We start from the raw sequence: 14,967 nt of genomic DNA, 5'->3' as shown, positions 1-14,967 counted from the left end.
CTCCTCTGTTGGTTTAGGTTATTCGCGCCCTACCGGACGCAGGCGTGTCAGGTTGCCGCTCGATCAATGTGGCCCTGATCTTCTTTTGAATCTCTTTCGGGTCGGCACCGCCCAGTGCTTTCAGCATGAATTCACCCAGCAGGCGGCTGGTTTCACCAATTGGCAGGTAATAGGTGCTGGGCGGAGGCACGAAATACTGGCTGAGTTTCAGGTCGTCGTTTGAAATGGCCACCACGTCCTGTCCCACTTTCACTCCTGTTTTGGCAGCAGCCGACAAGGCCCCAAGGGTCATCGCCTCGTTGGCACAAATGATGGCGCTAGGCGGGTTCGGTGACTGCATAAGCGCGGTAAAGGCCAGTTGACCGGTTTTTGCGGTGGTCGGACCGGTGGCAATCAGCGCCGGGTCGAAGCTCAGCCCGCCCTCCGAAAGAGCATCGGCATAGCCCTGGCGGCGCTGCTGGGCATAGATCAGATCATCTGGTGGGTTGATCAACGCGATCCGGCGATGGCCAAGTCTGATCAATCGGGCCGTTGCTTCCAACGCCGCAGTCTGACTATCGAGGTCCACATAGGCGTGTGGCTGATCGCTGTCACTCATGCCGTATGTGACGAAGGGAAACCCCTCAACCTGCAAATACGCGATACGTGGGTCGTTCACACGGGTGCCCGAAAAGATCACGCCATCGGCCAACCCCTCTTGGACAATCGATCGTAGGGTCTCTAGCGCGGCGTCACCGTCGCTTATGCTGAAAACACTAAGCTGATAGCGCGACCCTTGAACCGCTTTTGAGACCCCGGCCAGAATGCGCGTGAATTCCACGCCTTCCCATTCCTCAGCGGCATCTTCCGACACGCTCACCAGCACCGCGATCCGATAAGATTTATTGGTGCGCAGCTTCAGCCCATCGAGGTTCACACGATAGCCCAGAGCAGTTGCAGCCTTGTGAATCTCGTCTCGTGTTTCTTGTTTCACTGATGGGGCGTCACGCAAGGCGTTCGAGACCGTTCCAACGGAGTATCCCGTCTTCCTGGCAATCGATTTGATCGTTGCCCGCGCCATCAGGTGACCCCGGTCAGGCGTTCGGTCAGGAACATCCGCCCCGTGTTCAACGTGCGCCTGCGATCTGAACTTTCGTCATGTTCGATAAACAGATCGGCACACTTGCTGTCCGCGAGGGCCTTCAATGTAGCGCCCCAATCTACGACGCCCTCCCCCAGATCGCGCCAGCGTTCGTCACCTGTCCCCCCTTTGGGATCTACGTCCTTTGCGTGGATCGACAGGATGCGATCCGCGTGGCGGGTGATTGCTGCTGCTGGGTCCAGGCCGGTCGCTTGCAGCCAGCCGATGTCAGGCTGCCAATAGATATTCCTTTGCGCAAGTATTTGGTCCAAAGGCGTTTCACCAGAGCTACCCACCAAATCAAAATCGTGATTGTGATAGGCCAGACGATTTCCGTGTTCGCCCAGCCGATCTGCCCATTCGGCCAACCGGCCCGACACTGCCATCCATCCCCGGGCAGTGTCGGGCCGCGCCCGGGGCGCCAGCCAAGGCATGACGGCCACCTGGCATTCCAGAAGCCTCAGAACTTCGACAATCTCATCGAAACGAGTGTCGAACTCTTCCCAGTCAAAATGTGCAGACTGAACGTTAAGACCTGATTGTTGAATGATGCCCGCCATCTGCTGCGGGCTTAGCTCGTGCAGACCAGTGGTTTCGATATCTGTAAATCCGCAAGCGGCAACCAGACGCAGCTGATCTGTCAGATCACCGCATTGCCGCACCGTATAGAGCTGGGCTGAAACTCTCATTCCCCACCATTGAAACGTTTCAATTATGGTGGATTACGAGCTGTAGCGTTGTCAAGCGTTGCGTTGAACGCCCCTTACTCTCACTTTCGCATCGAAAAACCGTTGTGGAACAAGTGTATTTTTTCCGGGGCTGCGGTCACGGAAACTGTCTGTCCACGCATGTTCTTTTGAACTCCGGGCAGTTTGGCAATCGGACCTTCAGCGTCCTTAGTTTTTTCAAAGTACAACAGTGTGACCTCGCCCAAAGCCTCGGTGAAATCGACCGTTCCGGTCAGGATCGCGGTATCGTCTGTCATGACAAAATCTTCGGGGCGAACCCCGATTTTGACCTTCTTACCCTGATCACTGTCTTCAGTCGGGATCGCAGAAATGGCGGTGCCGCCCGAGGCAAGCTCCACAGTTGTTGTTGCCCCCGTCCCCGTGATCGTGCCGGGAAGAAGGTTCATCGACGGCGAGCCAATGAATTGTGCCACAAACTCATTATCGGGCGTCTCATACAACTCAAGCGGCGAGCCAACCTGCGCGATACCTTTATCGGCCAAGACTACGATACGGCTGGCCAGTGTCATCGCCTCGACCTGATCGTGGGTGACGTAGATCATGGTGCTGTCCGGCATGGCCTCTTTCAGGCGCGCGATTTCGATCCGTGTCGCCACCCGAAGAGCGGCGTCAAGGTTCGACAGAGGTTCATCAAACAGATATACCTTTGGATCGCGCACAATTGCACGGCCGATGGCAACGCGTTGTCGCTGACCGCCGGACAACGCTTTGGGCAAACGGTCGAGAAAGGGTTCCAGTTGCAGAATCTGGGCGGCTCGCTCTACCGCAGCATCTATTTCACGCGCAGGCATCTTGGCGATTTTCAGGGCAAAGGCCATGTTCTCGCGCACGGTCATGTGGGGATACAAGGCGTAGCTTTGAAACACCATCGCGATGCCGCGCTGCGCGGGCGGAACATCGTTCATGACCTGCCCTTCAATCTCCAGCGTCCCGCCTGTGATCTTCTCCAACCCTGCGATCATCCGAAGCAAGGTGGACTTCCCACATCCGGAAGGACCGACAAAAACGATCAGTTCGCCCTGTTTAATGTCGAGATTGATGTTCTTCAGAACGTCAACAGGACCATAGGATTTCGCGACATCTGTTAGGTTGAGTTCAGACATGCCTTACCCCTTTTTCCGAATCATCAGGCAGAACTGCGAAGCCGTCAGAGTGATTGTATGTCCACCTTCAATGCCACCCAGTTCCTGACCAATGGTCTGCCAACTGCCGTCTGGTACCGTCACTTCGGTGGTGTCTGAACCGAGGTTGAACGCACAGAAAATTTCCTCGGAACTGTCTTCACGCAGGAAAGTCAAAACCGGGCCCATTTCATTCATTTCGGACAGACGACCTGATGATAAAGCCGGGTGTGCATGACGCAGCGCGATGGCGCGGCGATAGTGGTTCAGCATCGATTGCGGGTCCGCCTCGGCCCGGTCTACTGCATGTTCGGCCTGCTGGGCGCTGACCGGTAGCCAAGGTTCTGCGGTGCTGAACCCCGATTGTTCATCCTGAACTGCCCAAACCATCGGTGTGCGGCAACCGTCGCGGCCTTTGAACTCGGGCCAGAACTCGATGCCATAGGGGTCTTGCAGCTTCTCAAACGGCACTTCTGCTTCGCGCAGGCCCAGTTCTTCACCCTGATACAAACAGGCAGAGCCGCGCAGGCACATCATCAGAACCGCGTGCTGTCGGGTCGCCGCATCATCCAAATTCCAGCGAGAGGCGTGGCGTTGCACATCGTGGTTCGAAAACGCCCAACAGGGCCATGCATCACCCGCCTTGGTCTGTAACTGGTCAAAGACATGCTTTGTGTAACTGGCTGTCAGCGCACGTTTCTCGAGGAACTCGAACGCATAGCACATATGCATCCGCTTATCGCCCGAGGTGTATTCACCCATGATCTCGAGCCCACGCTGCGCATCGCCGACCTCTCCCAGACAAGCACGACCTTCGTATTCGTCCGTCAGCGCCCGCAGGCGTTCAAGGAATGGGATATTCTCGGGCTGGCTTTTCGAGAACAGGTGGTCCTGATGGTTGTAGGGGTTGACCGCAGGTGCGATCGAGGCATTCCGCTGATCCATCGGCAAGGCCGGGTTGTCGCGCAGTTCTTTGTCGTGGAAGTAAAAGTTGATGGTATCCAGCCGAAAGCCATCTACACCCAGATCCAACCAGAACCGCGCCACGTCCAGCAACGCATCCTGAACATCCGGGCAATGGAAATTCAGATCCGGCTGCGATGTCAGGAAGTTATGCAGATAGTATTGCAGGCGCCGGGCATCCCATTGCCACGCCGAGCCGCCAAAGATCGAAAGCCAGTTGTTTGGCGGTGTTCCGTCCGACTTAGGATCTGCCCAGACATACCAGTCGGATTTCGGGTTTTCACGGCTGCTGCGGCTTTCGCTGAACCACGGATGCTGGTCTGACGTGTGCGACAGAACCAGATCGATCATGATCTTCAATCCTTTGGCATGGGCCTGATCCAGAAGCTCTTTGAAGTCCTCGAGCGACCCAAACATGGGATCGACATCGCGATAATCGCTGACGTCGTAGCCGAAATCCTTCATTGGGGATTTGAAAAACGGTGAGATCCAGATCGCATCGACGCCCAGAGACGCGATATAGTCCAATCGCGCGCTGATGCCCTTCAGATCGCCAATTCCGTCGCCGTTGCTGTCCTGAAAGCTGCGCGGGTAGATCTGATAGATCACCCCTCCATGCCACCAATCCGAAGACAGTTTCGTTGCTTTGCTGCGTTCAAGGTTGTTGTGCACGTTCATTAGGCGCCTCTATTTGACTGATCCGGCCAGAAGGCCCCGGACCAGATATTTTTGCATTGCGAAAAAAACGACCAGCGGCACAAAGATCGAGACAAAGGCAGCGGTCGCAAGGATTTCCCAGTTACCGCCACGCGTACCCAAAAGCTCGACGATGCGGTTGGTCATCACGGTTGTCTGGCCTGTCGCGTCGATCAGGAAAACCTTGGCAACCAGAAGGTCGTTCCATGTCCAAAGAAACTGGAAGATCGCGAATGACGCCAGCGCCGGGAAGCTGAGTGGCAGGATCAGCTTGGTGAAAATCTGGAACTCGGTGGCGCCGTCCACGCGCGCGTTCTCGATCAGATCACGCGGCAATCCGGCCATGTAGTTGCGGAGCAGGTAAATCGCCAAGGGCATCCCGAAACCGGTATGTGCCAGCCAGACGCCCAGATAGCCTTTGCCGATCCCGATGTTCAGGTGAAACTTCAGCAAGGGAATCAAGGCTAGTTGCAGTGGAACCACCAAGAGGCCGACAACAGCCGCGATCAACAACGCCCGACCGGGAAAATCCATCCACGCCAGCGCATAGGCCGCAAACGCGGCCACCAGAATGGGGATGATCGTCGCCGGGATGGTCACAGTTAGCGTGTTGAAAAAGGCCTTGGCCATGCTGTCCGTACTGCTCTGATCCAGAAGAACTTTCTGGTAATTGCCCAAGGTGAACTCGGGTGGCAACTCGGCTGTCACAAAGATGCGCGCGCCGCGGTTTCCGGTGAACTCTTCGGTGTTTTCCATCCGGTAATTGCCGACCGCATCCACGGTGATCGTGCCGCCCCTCCGCAGTTCGGTCGTTTCACCGGGTTCAAAGGCATCCACATCACGCGAGCTGATACCCCATCTGGAAATGGTGGCTTGCTCGTCCGCGCTGAACAGCGCGCCCTCAATCACATAAACTCCGTTTTCAAGCACCTGTGTTTCAGGCTCAGCGCTGCGAAGCGTCAGGTTTTGCTCGGACGGAAACAGCGATCTCCACCATCCGCTGGATGAAATCTGATCTGCGGTTCGAAAGGATGATACCAGCAGACCCAAGGTTGGAATGACCCAAAGCACGACAAGAAAGATGACCGAAAGGTGTACAACCCATCTGAGCGCCGGTTTGGTTCCTGCAATATCGCTCATGGCCTACTCCATTTCCTTGCGCGCGTTGCGCACGTTCCAGACAAGAATCGGAGCAACCAGCAGCATGATCACCATGGCCGAGGCTGACCCGACGCCCCAGTCGTTGGCCCGGAAGAGCTTGTCGTACATGTAGTTGGCCAGCACCTGCGTCTCCCACTGGCCATTGGTCATGGCAAAGACGATGTCGAAGACCTTGAGCACGGTGATTGTGATCGTCGTCCAAACAACAAGGATTGTTGTCTTGATCTGAGGTACTTTGATCTTGAAGAAAATCTGAAACGGATTTGCGCCGTCCAGAATAGCGGCTTCGATGGTTTCTTCGGGAATGCCTCGCAATGCTGCAGAAAGGATGACCATCGCAAAACCGGTCTGAATCCAGACCAAAACGATCATCAGGAAAAAGCTGTTCCAGAACGGGACCGTCAGCCATGTTTGCGGCTCGGCCCCTCCGAAGAAGATATAGAGCGCGTTCAGGATCCCGATCTGGTCCTGTTCTGCGGGGCGCGCATCATAGACCAGTTTCCAGATCACCGAGGCACCAACGAAAGATATCGCCATCGGCATGAAGATCAGAGACTTGGCGAAATTGCCCCAACGGATGCGATCTGTCAGTTGCGCCACAAGCAGACCAAAACCCGTGGACATGGCGGGCACAACGATTAGCCAGAACATGTTGTTGCGCATGGCTTCCCAAAACTTTGGCTCTGCCACCATTTGAGAATAATTGTCCAAGCCGACCCATTTGTATCCGCCGCCAGGCACGCGCTCCGTGAGTGATAGGCGCAGTGTTTCAACCACTGGATAGGCCAGATACAGCCCCAGCGCAGCAAGCGCCGGGAACAGGAACAACCATGGGCGGATCATGTTGGCCCGGTTAATGTTGCGGCCCGCGTTTGGCCCACGCGGTGGGAACAGGACTGTGTCCAGAAACTGATTGGAGAGATAGAAATAGCCCACGCAACCCGACACGCCGATGGCGATCGTCAGCAGGCCTTGAAGTGCCGGTGTCATGGGGCGCTCATCCGTTTGGCAAGCGGGGCGATCCTAAGACCGCCCCAGGCGTTGATCACTTGGCTGCATCCCAGGACGACTGGATTTCGCTGGCCACGGTGGCTGCATCTTTCGCACCCGACGAGTAATCGACCATCCCGGTCCAGAAGGTGCCCGCCCCGACCGTGCCGGGCATCAGGTCAGAGCCGTCAAAGCGGAATGTCGTTGCATTGGTCAGGATTTCGCCCTGCCCGCGCTGGGTGTCATTTGAATAGTTTTCGGGGTTCGCACCCAGGTGAGGTGTCAGGAAGCCGTCTTGCGCCATCATGATCTCATGCGCGAAGGGCGTCTTGAGGAACTCCATGAACGCTTCGGACGCAGGGTTCGGGTTGGTGACGGTGAACAGCGTCCCCGCCCCCAGTACCGGTGTTCCCAGATCCTTTTCGGCATAAGCCGGGAAATAGAAGAAATCCGCGTCTGCACCCAGTTCGGTTCCCTCAGGGAAATACGCAGGGATAAACGAGGCCTGGCGGTGCATCATGCAGGCTGGCGGGCTGTCGAACAGGCCTTTAGGGCTGTCGCGGAAGTCGATCGCGGCAGTATCATTTGCGTTGCCTACGACATAATCGTCATTGCGAGTAAAGCTGCCATATTCTTCGATTGCAGCGATCACCTTTGGATCATCGAACTTCATCTCGTTCGATACCCATTGGTCATAAACTTCCGGGGGTTGGGTGCGCAGCATCAGGTCTTCAACCCAGTCGGTTGCAGGCCATCCGGTTGCGCCACCCGAGGCCAGGCCAACGCAGAGCGGGGTTTCGCCATCTTCGACCATCTGATCCATCAGAGCTTTGAACTCTTCCATGGTCTGCGGTACTTCGTATCCGAAATCTTCAAAGTTCTCTGGTATGTACCAGACCAAGGATTTCACGTTCACGTTGAAGAAGAAGCCATAGAAACCGTCTGTTCCTTCGGCGTTTTCGAATGTCCCCAAGTCAACCCAGGACTGACCCGCAGCAAAGTTGTCTTTGATCCAGTCCGCCGACCCTTCTGCCAACGGTGTCAGATAACCTTGCTTTGCAAGATTTGCCGCAAGACCGGGTTGCGGGAACACCGTTAGGTTTGGTGCCGAACCTGCCGCAGCATCGATAAGGATTTGCTGTTCCAGCGAGTCTGAGCCCACATAGCTGGAACTTGCGCCGGTTGCTTTGTCAAAATACGCAACGAGGTTCTCAAAGGATTTCCCTTCACCCGCCAACCAAGGGCCGAAAATCGTTAGACTTTCACCGGATAGGTCCGTCGCATCGGCAAAGGCCTGAAACCCTTCCCAATCAAAACTGCCCTCCCCTACGGCGTGGATCAATTCACCCTCAGCCTGAACAGACCCAGCCATCAGGGCAAACATCGCCGCACCTGCGTAAAGCGAGTGTTTCATCTAATTCTCCTCCCAAGTTTTCACGCGCTCGCGGACTCAGTTTCAAAGCGCTTTGGATATGATGAGTTATCCGCTAACAATTTCACTCTGTCAATAATTTGCTTTCTCGACCCAGCAGTATTAATAAATATTGCCATCGCAGCAAAACAAGTTGACGGGCACCTAAATTGCCCACACAACAAGTGTGAGTACGCAATTGAAGGCGCTTTGAATACCACAATGAACCTAAAGCAGCTCTCGGAAATCTTAGGTCTTTCGCAAACAACGGTGAGCCGTGCGCTGAACGGCTTTCCCGAGGTCAGCGAAGGAACGCGCGTGCGTGTGCAAGCTGCCGCGCAAAAATATGGGTACAGACCCAACAGCAGGGCCAAGGGGCTGGCGACTGGTCGGTCCATGGTGATCGGACACGTGATTCCCAGTTCTTCGCAGCATGAAATGGTTAACCCCATCTTTGGAGACTTTGTCGCCGGAGCCGCAAAGAAATATGCCGAATACGGGTACGACATGATGTTCACCAACGCTGATGACACCTCGATCGAGGATGCGTATCGCAGCCTTTTTCAGCGTGGGGCCGTTGATGGCGTCGTGCTGCAGGGTCCTAAAGTGAACGAAGCTCGGATTGCAGTTCTTAAACGTATGAGCGTGCCGTTCATTGTGCATGGGCGTTCAACGGGCACGGATACGCCTTATGACTGGATAGATGTAAACAACAAAAGCTCGTTTTTGAGGGCGACGCGGTTTTTGATTGATCTTGGACATCGAAGGATTGCCCTTATCAACGGGTTGGAGGAGATGGATTTTGCACAGCGTAGACGCGCGGGGTATCTGGAGGCGCTAGAGCAAGCTGGAATAGCCGCTGATCCCGACCTGATGCGTAGCGCCGAGATGACCGAGGTTTTCGGACATCGGGAAACGCATGGCATGTTGCAACTTGATGATCCGCCGACAGCCATTCTGGCATCTTCCATGATATCCGCCATTGGGGTCAGGCGTGCGCTGGATGAAGCGGGGTTGAAGATGGGGCAGGATGTTTCTGTTATCGCCCATGATGACGACTTGTCTTATCTGAAGAACGGGCAAGACGTTCCAATTTTCACCGCAACACGCTCTTCCGTCCGGCAAGCGGGGGAAATGGCGGCTGAGATGCTGATTGAACGGATCAAATCCCCGTCTGCTCCGACCAACACCAGACTGCTGGAGGCCGAACTGGTGGTCGGCCGCTCGACCGGCCCTGTCCCCAACAGGACGTCGAAATGAAACACTCTCGCGCTGACTTTCCCATAGATTTCCTTTTCGGAGTCGCTACCTCAGCTTATCAGATCGAAGGTCATGCACAGGGGGGTGCTGGGCAAACCCATTGGGATACGTTTGCCGCCTCACCAGACAACGTGGTGCGCAGGGAAAACGGCGATCTGGCCTGTGACCATCTGCACCGGTTTGAGCAGGATTTCGATCTGGTGCGCGAGGCGGGGTTTGACTGTTATCGGTTTTCCACCAGTTGGGCGCGCGTCATGCCCGAAGGTCGCGGACGGATCAATCAGGCGGGCATGGACTACTACGACCGTCTTGCAGACGCGTTGCTGGCCCGTGGACTCCGACCTTGCGTGACGCTGTATCACTGGGAACTGCCTTCGGCTCTGGCGGATCTGGGCGGCTGGTGCAACCGTGACATTGCTGGATGGTTCGCTGACTTCACCGAGATCATCATGGGCCGCATCGGTGACAGGATGTACAGCGCGGCCCCGATCAACGAGCCATGGTGTGTCAGCTGGCTAAGCCATTTCGAGGGTCATCATGCCCCCGGGCTTCGCGATATTCGCGCCACGGCCCGCGCGATGCACCACGTGTTGCTGGCTCATGGACGGGCCATTCAGGCCATGCGCAGCCTTGGTATGAGCAACTTGGGCGCAGTGTTCAACCTGGAATGGGCAGAACCAGCAGATGACAGCGTCGCAGCGCAGCACGCAGCGGACCGGTATGATGCGATCTACAATCGTTTTTTTCTTGGCGGTGTATTCAAGAAAGAATACCCTCAGCTGGTGCTGGACGGTTTAGAGCCGCACTTGCCGTCTGGATGGCACGATGATTTTGGCACGATTGGCGCGCCGGTCGATTGGTGTGGATTGAACTACTACACGCGAAAGTTGATTGCCGCGAACGATGACACATGGCCCAGTTTGACGGATGTTCCGGGTCCTTTGCCAAAAACGCAGATGGGTTGGGAAATCGACCCTTCTGCCCTGACCCGTTTTCTAGTTCGAACACAGAAGGACTATACGGGCGCGCTGCCAATCTATATCACCGAAAACGGTATGGCCAGCGCAGAGCGTGGGCAGGATAAGGACCGTATCGAATATCTCGACACGCATCTGGCAGCCGTGCAAAGCGCTCTGGCGCAAGATGTTCCCGTGAAGGGCTATTTCGTCTGGTCTCTGCTGGATAACTATGAATGGGCCTTCGGGTACGAGAAAAGGTTTGGACTGGTGGACGTGGATTTTGAAACTCTGGAAAGAACACCCAAAGCTTCGTTCATGGCACTGAAATCTGCCTTGTCCAATGGGCAGAACGTCTCTCAGCCGTTAGCGCAACCATTGGGTTCCGTGCATGAGCACTGGAACCTTGTTGCGGATATTGGTGGTACGAATACCCGTCTGGGGGTAGTGACAAATGGCGATTTGACAGGACTGCGCAAGCATCCAACGGGAACTTTAAAAGATTTGCTGAACGCCTTTCACGATCTGCGTGATGAAGTAGGTACAAATCCGCAGGCAGTTGTGGCTGCTGGCGCCGGTCCTGTTCGGAATGGCGTCATACGTTTGACAAATGCCAATCTGGATTTGTCCGAGACCGAACTGGCTCGGGCCACCGGTGCGGAACAAACGTTTGTCATCAACGACTTTACGGCTGCGGCATGGTCGGTCTCTGACGTGACACAGGATGATGTCTCTGTTCTGCAAGGAGAGGCAAATCCACCTATCGGCACGCGATTGGTGGTCGGTCCCGGAACGGGGCTCGGCGTCGGGGCGCTGCTGTATTCAGAAGGACATTATCATACAGTGTCCGGCGAAGGTGGTCACGTCGGCCTTTATCCCCGCCACCGCGACGAGGTTGAGATTTTTGAAGCCGCGCGTCGCATAGCACCCGCGTGTTTCTTTGGAGACAGCCTCGCCCTGGAGGCGGAAATGTTCCTGAGCGGAACGGGCTTACCAATCTTGTATCAGGCCGTTGGAATGGCGGCAGGGCACGCTCAGATCCCGGCGCAAGCTGCAAAGGGCATCTTGCAGGACGCGCGAGATGCTTCCGATCCTATCGCAGTGAAAACGGCGCAGATGTTCACCACTCATCTGGGTGCACTGATGGGCGATATGGCCGTAACCTTGATGCCTGCGGGCGGTGTGTTTCTTGTCGGTGGCGTTGCCGAGAAAAACCGCTGGCTTTTTGGACAGGACTTCATGGAAGCCTTCAATGGAGGTGGGCGTTTCAGTGAACTGCGCCAGTCTTTGAACCTCTACGTTTCTGAACAAGCTGAGTTTGGTATTATCGGGGCCAACAATTTCTGCAAGAACGCCCTGAAACGCTAGGCGAAAAACTTCTTCGACAAACCGGGAAAGGACCGTGGAATGATCTTGTGTTGCGGCGAGGCTCTGATCGACATGATTGCCGAGCCAACAGCTTCGGGGGCGCAAGGTTTCGTGCCGCACACCGGAGGTGCGATCCTGAACACCGCGGTGGCCATGGGGCGATTGGGTGTGCCCGTTGGAATGCTGACCGGAATGTCCAGCGATATGTTTGGCAAGCAACTGACCGACGCGCTAAATGCAAGCCACGTAGATACATCGCACATGGTCGTCTCGGATAGACCCACAACGCTTGCCTTCGTTCAGCTTACGGACGGGCACGCAACCTACAATTTTGTCGATGAAAACACGGCCGGGCGCATGTTGCTTCCCGAAGATATGCCGGATCAGCTTCCGGCTGTCACAGCCTTGTATCTTGGGGGGATCAGCCTAGCGTGCGAGCCCTGTGCCGATGCCTACGCGTCATTGCTGAACCAGCACGGAGGCGATCGGGCAGTGATGCTGGACCCCAATATCCGTCCGGGTTTCATCGCAGATCAAACCCGGTATCGAACACGCCTGAACCGGATGATCGCCCAATCGGATATCGTCAAAGTATCGGACGAGGATCTGGACTGGATCATTCCCGGCAGTGAACCCGAGGCGGCAAAGGCCGCCTTGCTGTTGCAGACCGGACCATCGGCCCTGATCGTGACCCGGGGCCGCGACGGCGCGAACGGATATTTGGCGGATGGGTCACAGGTATCCGTGCCAGTGAAACCGGTGCAGGTCGTCGATACAATCGGTGCCGGAGATACGTTCAATGCAGGCGTGTTGACCGAACTCCACCGAGCGGGTCATCTGACAAAACCGGGGGTGCGAAACCTAACCCCCGACGCTTTGCGCGCGGCAATGGCCTTGGGCGCTGAGGTTGCAGCTGTAACCGTTTCCCGTGCCGGGGCAGAGCCGCCTTGGGCACATGAGCTTTGATCATTGAGGTTGGCCAATGAAGCGATCCGAAATAAACAGCATCAAGTCTGAAGCGCAGACTTTCATCCAATCCTTCGGAGCAGTGTTGCCGCCTTTCGCATATTGGTCGCCCGAGCAGCTGCGCAGCCCTGAGGCGCAGACGATCCGAGACCGGGGCTTGGGGTGGGACATTACCGATTACGCCCAAGGCCGGTTTGACGAGTTGGGCCTTTTTCTTTTTACCCTGCGCAATGGTGAAGTGAACGATTTGAAATCCGGTCGTGGGATGCTGTACGCAGAAAAGCTATTGATCTCGAAAGATAAACAGCTATCCCCAATGCATCGTCACATCGTAAAGGCTGAAGACATCATCAACCGGGGCGGCGGCGATCTGGTGCTGGAGATTTACGCGTCAGACCCTGAGGGAGGCATCGACCGGGACACGCCTGTTACTGTGCCAAGCGATGCCTGCCCGGTTACCCTAAAACAAGGCGAGCATCTGTGCCTGAAACCGGGGCAAAGCGTGACCTTGATGCCAGGCGTCTGGCACGCTTTCTGGGCAGAACGCGGCGATTGCCTGATTGGCGAGGTTTCGACCGTGAATGACGACCGCACCGATAATGTGTTCGAAGACCCTATCCCGAGGTTCTCGAAAATCGAGGAAGATGCCGAACCGGATTTCCTTCTTGTTTCAGACTACTAAGGTTGATCCAGTTGAGCCTGTGCAAAAGGAATAGCGGGCGCAACACTTGTTTTTCGTGCCAGCCCCAGTTTCCTACCGCTTGACAAGTCTTGCATTGCCGGACTAGCTGATCTTGATGGTTCCGCAAGGGATGAAAATGGGAATACGGTACGGCGCACCCTTGCGCCAAGTCCGTGACTGCCCCCGCAACTGTAAGCGGAGAGCGACGCCACTTCACCACTGACCTCGAGGGGTTGGGAAGGTTGGCCGAGCCTTGACCCGCAAGTCAGGAGACCTGCCATCGCATGTTAAACCAACCCGGGGCGGGGCGTCCTGGAAGGAGGCTCGATGGCGCGTTTGCGTGAAAACCCGGTATGGTCCCCCTGTCTGTGTCCGACAAAAGACGGAGACGGCAATGACCACCTATCCTGAGCATTTCGTTCTGATCTGTTCCACATGTCAAGGAAGGATGACGGCGGAAGCCGTGCAAACCGCATTGGACGATCGGTTGCCAGACGGTTTTGAAATCCGGTTGATTGCCTGCATGGCAGGTTGTGAACGGGCCATGACCGTTGGTTTTCAGGCTACGGGAAAAGCGCAGTACCTGTTTGGCGATATTGAGACGGCCAACGATCTGACCGCTCTGGTTGAATTTGCAACCCAGTTTGGCGACAGCAAGGACGGCTGGACCAGCGCTTCAGATCGCCCCCCTGCCCTTTTTGCCAAAACCTTGTCGCGGATTCCTGCCATGCCATCGCAGGGGGCTTCATGAGTTTTCTGGTTGTCGAAGATCTGGAGTACTATGCCCTGAATGGCGATGTGCTGCTTCAGGATGTGTCCTTCAGTCTCGACGAAGGCTCAATTCTCGCAATCGCTGGACCAAATGGTGCCGGAAAAACCACTCTGCTGAACTTGCTGTGCGGAATTGAAAGGCTGGTTCTGGGGGACGTTCGAGTCCGAAATCAAAGCCTCCGTACTCTTACCGCTCATGAACGCGCTCGAACCATTGCAGTGGTTGGCCAGCAGGAAATGCCAGATGCCCGATTGCGTCTGCGCGACTATGTTGCTCTGGGGCAAATCCCGATTAAAGCTGATCGATCGGCAGGAGAACATAGAGAGGATCTTGATCGGGTTCTGGCGACGGCCGGTCTGTTGCATCTTGCCGGAAAACCCATAGGCCAACTATCGGGAGGCGAACGCCAGCGGGCGCATATCGCGCGGGCGCTGGCACAAAACCCGTCTTTACTGTTTTTGGACGAACCGACCAACCACCTGGACCCGGATGCCAAGGGGCACATGCTGTCCCTGGTTGCCGAGTTGGGCGTAACGGTGGTCATGATCGTGCATGATCTGGTCATGATTCCGGAATTCGCCACCCATGTTGCGTTGATGAAATCCACACGCCTGACAGGGTTCGGACCTGTTAGCGACGTACTGACCCCCGACCGGGTGCGCGACACCTTTGGCGTGGATTACCTGTGCTTTCAGCATGAAGGCCGCATGATCCCTGCCTTGGATATCCGAAAAAGAAAACTGTCATCATAA

General features: G+C 55.9%; 13 protein-coding genes, 1 pseudogene and 1 riboswitch. Of the genes and pseudogenes, 7 read left to right on the top strand and 7 right to left on the bottom strand.

The annotated features are described in order from the left end of the window. Nucleotides 1-13: 13 nt before the first annotated feature. The 7 genes from ALB80_RS09875 to ALB80_RS09845 form a co-directional block, all read right to left on the bottom strand. Nucleotides 14-1,060: a LacI family transcriptional regulator gene (locus tag ALB80_RS09875; protein ID WP_050603883.1), complete on the bottom strand. Its 1,047-nt coding sequence runs from the start codon at nucleotides 1,058-1,060 to the stop codon at nucleotides 14-16. Beyond that, entirely contained in the window at nucleotides 1,060-1,809 is a 750-nt protein-coding gene (locus ALB80_RS09870) for a sugar phosphate isomerase/epimerase (protein ID WP_050603882.1), read from the bottom strand. Before ALB80_RS09870 ends, ALB80_RS09875 begins: the two co-directional genes overlap by 1 nt. Before the next feature lie 80 nt (nucleotides 1,810-1,889). Then, nucleotides 1,890-2,972, bottom strand: coding sequence for an ABC transporter ATP-binding protein (locus ALB80_RS09865; protein ID WP_050603881.1), 1,083 nt, complete (start codon nucleotides 2,970-2,972; stop codon nucleotides 1,890-1,892). A gap of 3 nt (nucleotides 2,973-2,975) precedes the next feature. After that, nucleotides 2,976-4,631 carry an alpha-amylase family glycosyl hydrolase gene (locus ALB80_RS09860; protein ID WP_050603880.1) on the bottom strand — a complete coding sequence of 552 codons (1,656 nt, stop codon included), beginning with the start codon at nucleotides 4,629-4,631 and terminating at the stop codon, nucleotides 2,976-2,978. A 9-nt stretch (nucleotides 4,632-4,640) separates the two neighbouring features. Further along, nucleotides 4,641-5,789 carry a carbohydrate ABC transporter permease gene (locus ALB80_RS09855; protein ID WP_050603879.1) on the bottom strand — a complete coding sequence of 383 codons (1,149 nt, stop codon included), beginning with the start codon at nucleotides 5,787-5,789 and terminating at the stop codon, nucleotides 4,641-4,643. Nucleotides 5,790-5,792: 3 nt separating this feature from the next. Beyond that, the gene (locus tag ALB80_RS09850) at nucleotides 5,793-6,800 is read right to left on the bottom strand and encodes a carbohydrate ABC transporter permease (protein ID WP_050603878.1); all 1,008 of its coding nucleotides are present in this window, start codon (nucleotides 6,798-6,800) and stop codon (nucleotides 5,793-5,795) included. A gap of 55 nt (nucleotides 6,801-6,855) precedes the next feature. Next, a complete protein-coding gene (locus ALB80_RS09845) occupies nucleotides 6,856-8,214 on the bottom strand; it encodes an ABC transporter substrate-binding protein (protein WP_050603877.1) in 1,359 nt (452 codons plus the stop codon). A 219-nt stretch (nucleotides 8,215-8,433) separates the two neighbouring features. On the opposite strand from ALB80_RS09845, the gene ALB80_RS09840 reads away from it, so the two are divergent. From ALB80_RS09840 to ALB80_RS09815, 7 genes and pseudogenes are all read left to right on the top strand, one after another. Further along, nucleotides 8,434-9,471: a LacI family DNA-binding transcriptional regulator gene (locus ALB80_RS09840; RefSeq protein WP_050603876.1), complete on the top strand. Its 1,038-nt coding sequence runs from the start codon at nucleotides 8,434-8,436 to the stop codon at nucleotides 9,469-9,471. Next, nucleotides 9,468-10,769 (top strand): annotated as a pseudogene (locus ALB80_RS22625) (GH1 family beta-glucosidase); the annotation flags it as partial. The gene ALB80_RS09840 and the pseudogene ALB80_RS22625, both read left to right, overlap by 4 nt. Then, nucleotides 10,746-11,795, top strand: a complete 1,050-nt coding sequence (locus ALB80_RS22620) for a glucokinase (RefSeq protein ID WP_253276857.1) — start codon at nucleotides 10,746-10,748, stop codon at nucleotides 11,793-11,795. The pseudogene ALB80_RS22625 and the gene ALB80_RS22620, both read left to right, overlap by 24 nt. 39 nt (nucleotides 11,796-11,834) lie before the next feature. Beyond that, nucleotides 11,835-12,761, top strand: a complete 927-nt coding sequence (locus ALB80_RS09830) for a carbohydrate kinase (protein WP_050603874.1) — start codon at nucleotides 11,835-11,837, stop codon at nucleotides 12,759-12,761. A 16-nt stretch (nucleotides 12,762-12,777) separates the two neighbouring features. Continuing rightward, nucleotides 12,778-13,443, top strand: coding sequence for a D-lyxose/D-mannose family sugar isomerase (locus tag ALB80_RS09825; protein WP_050603873.1), 666 nt, complete (start codon nucleotides 12,778-12,780; stop codon nucleotides 13,441-13,443). Nucleotides 13,444-13,542: 99 nt separating this feature from the next. Further along, nucleotides 13,543-13,740, top strand: a riboswitch (cobalamin riboswitch). Nucleotides 13,741-13,837: 97 nt separating this feature from the next. Then, the gene (locus ALB80_RS09820) at nucleotides 13,838-14,194 is read left to right on the top strand and encodes a DUF1636 domain-containing protein (RefSeq protein ID WP_050603872.1); all 357 of its coding nucleotides are present in this window, start codon (nucleotides 13,838-13,840) and stop codon (nucleotides 14,192-14,194) included. Next, nucleotides 14,191-14,967: an ABC transporter ATP-binding protein gene (locus ALB80_RS09815; protein WP_050603871.1), complete on the top strand. Its 777-nt coding sequence runs from the start codon at nucleotides 14,191-14,193 to the stop codon at nucleotides 14,965-14,967. Before ALB80_RS09820 ends, ALB80_RS09815 begins: the two co-directional genes overlap by 4 nt.

The organism is Ruegeria sp. 6PALISEP08 (genome assembly GCF_001238295.1).
GTDB lineage: Bacteria > Pseudomonadota > Alphaproteobacteria > Rhodobacterales > Rhodobacteraceae > Ruegeria.
This window is presented reverse-complemented; position numbering and strand designations above follow the sequence as displayed.

What these genes read in the sequence shown, in the direction of transcription:
- ALB80_RS09875 (WP_050603883.1), bottom strand. Translation starts at nt 1,060, where the DNA reads ATGGCGCGGGCAACGATCAAATCGATTGCCAGGAAGACGGGATACTCC.
- ALB80_RS09870 (WP_050603882.1), bottom strand. Translation starts at nt 1,809, where the DNA reads ATGAGAGTTTCAGCCCAGCTCTATACGGTGCGGCAATGCGGTGATCTG.
- ALB80_RS09865 (WP_050603881.1), bottom strand. Translation starts at nt 2,972, where the DNA reads ATGTCTGAACTCAACCTAACAGATGTCGCGAAATCCTATGGTCCTGTT.
- ALB80_RS09860 (WP_050603880.1), bottom strand. Translation starts at nt 4,631, where the DNA reads ATGAACGTGCACAACAACCTTGAACGCAGCAAAGCAACGAAACTGTCT.
- ALB80_RS09855 (WP_050603879.1), bottom strand. Translation starts at nt 5,789, where the DNA reads ATGAGCGATATTGCAGGAACCAAACCGGCGCTCAGATGGGTTGTACAC.
- ALB80_RS09850 (WP_050603878.1), bottom strand. Translation starts at nt 6,800, where the DNA reads ATGACACCGGCACTTCAAGGCCTGCTGACGATCGCCATCGGCGTGTCG.
- ALB80_RS09845 (WP_050603877.1), bottom strand. Translation starts at nt 8,214, where the DNA reads ATGAAACACTCGCTTTACGCAGGTGCGGCGATGTTTGCCCTGATGGCT.
- ALB80_RS09840 (WP_050603876.1), top strand. Translation starts at nt 8,434, where the DNA reads ATGAACCTAAAGCAGCTCTCGGAAATCTTAGGTCTTTCGCAAACAACG.
- ALB80_RS22620 (WP_253276857.1), top strand. Translation starts at nt 10,746, where the DNA reads ATGGCACTGAAATCTGCCTTGTCCAATGGGCAGAACGTCTCTCAGCCG.
- ALB80_RS09830 (WP_050603874.1), top strand. Translation starts at nt 11,835, where the DNA reads ATGATCTTGTGTTGCGGCGAGGCTCTGATCGACATGATTGCCGAGCCA.
- ALB80_RS09825 (WP_050603873.1), top strand. Translation starts at nt 12,778, where the DNA reads ATGAAGCGATCCGAAATAAACAGCATCAAGTCTGAAGCGCAGACTTTC.
- ALB80_RS09820 (WP_050603872.1), top strand. Translation starts at nt 13,838, where the DNA reads ATGACCACCTATCCTGAGCATTTCGTTCTGATCTGTTCCACATGTCAA.
- ALB80_RS09815 (WP_050603871.1), top strand. Translation starts at nt 14,191, where the DNA reads ATGAGTTTTCTGGTTGTCGAAGATCTGGAGTACTATGCCCTGAATGGC.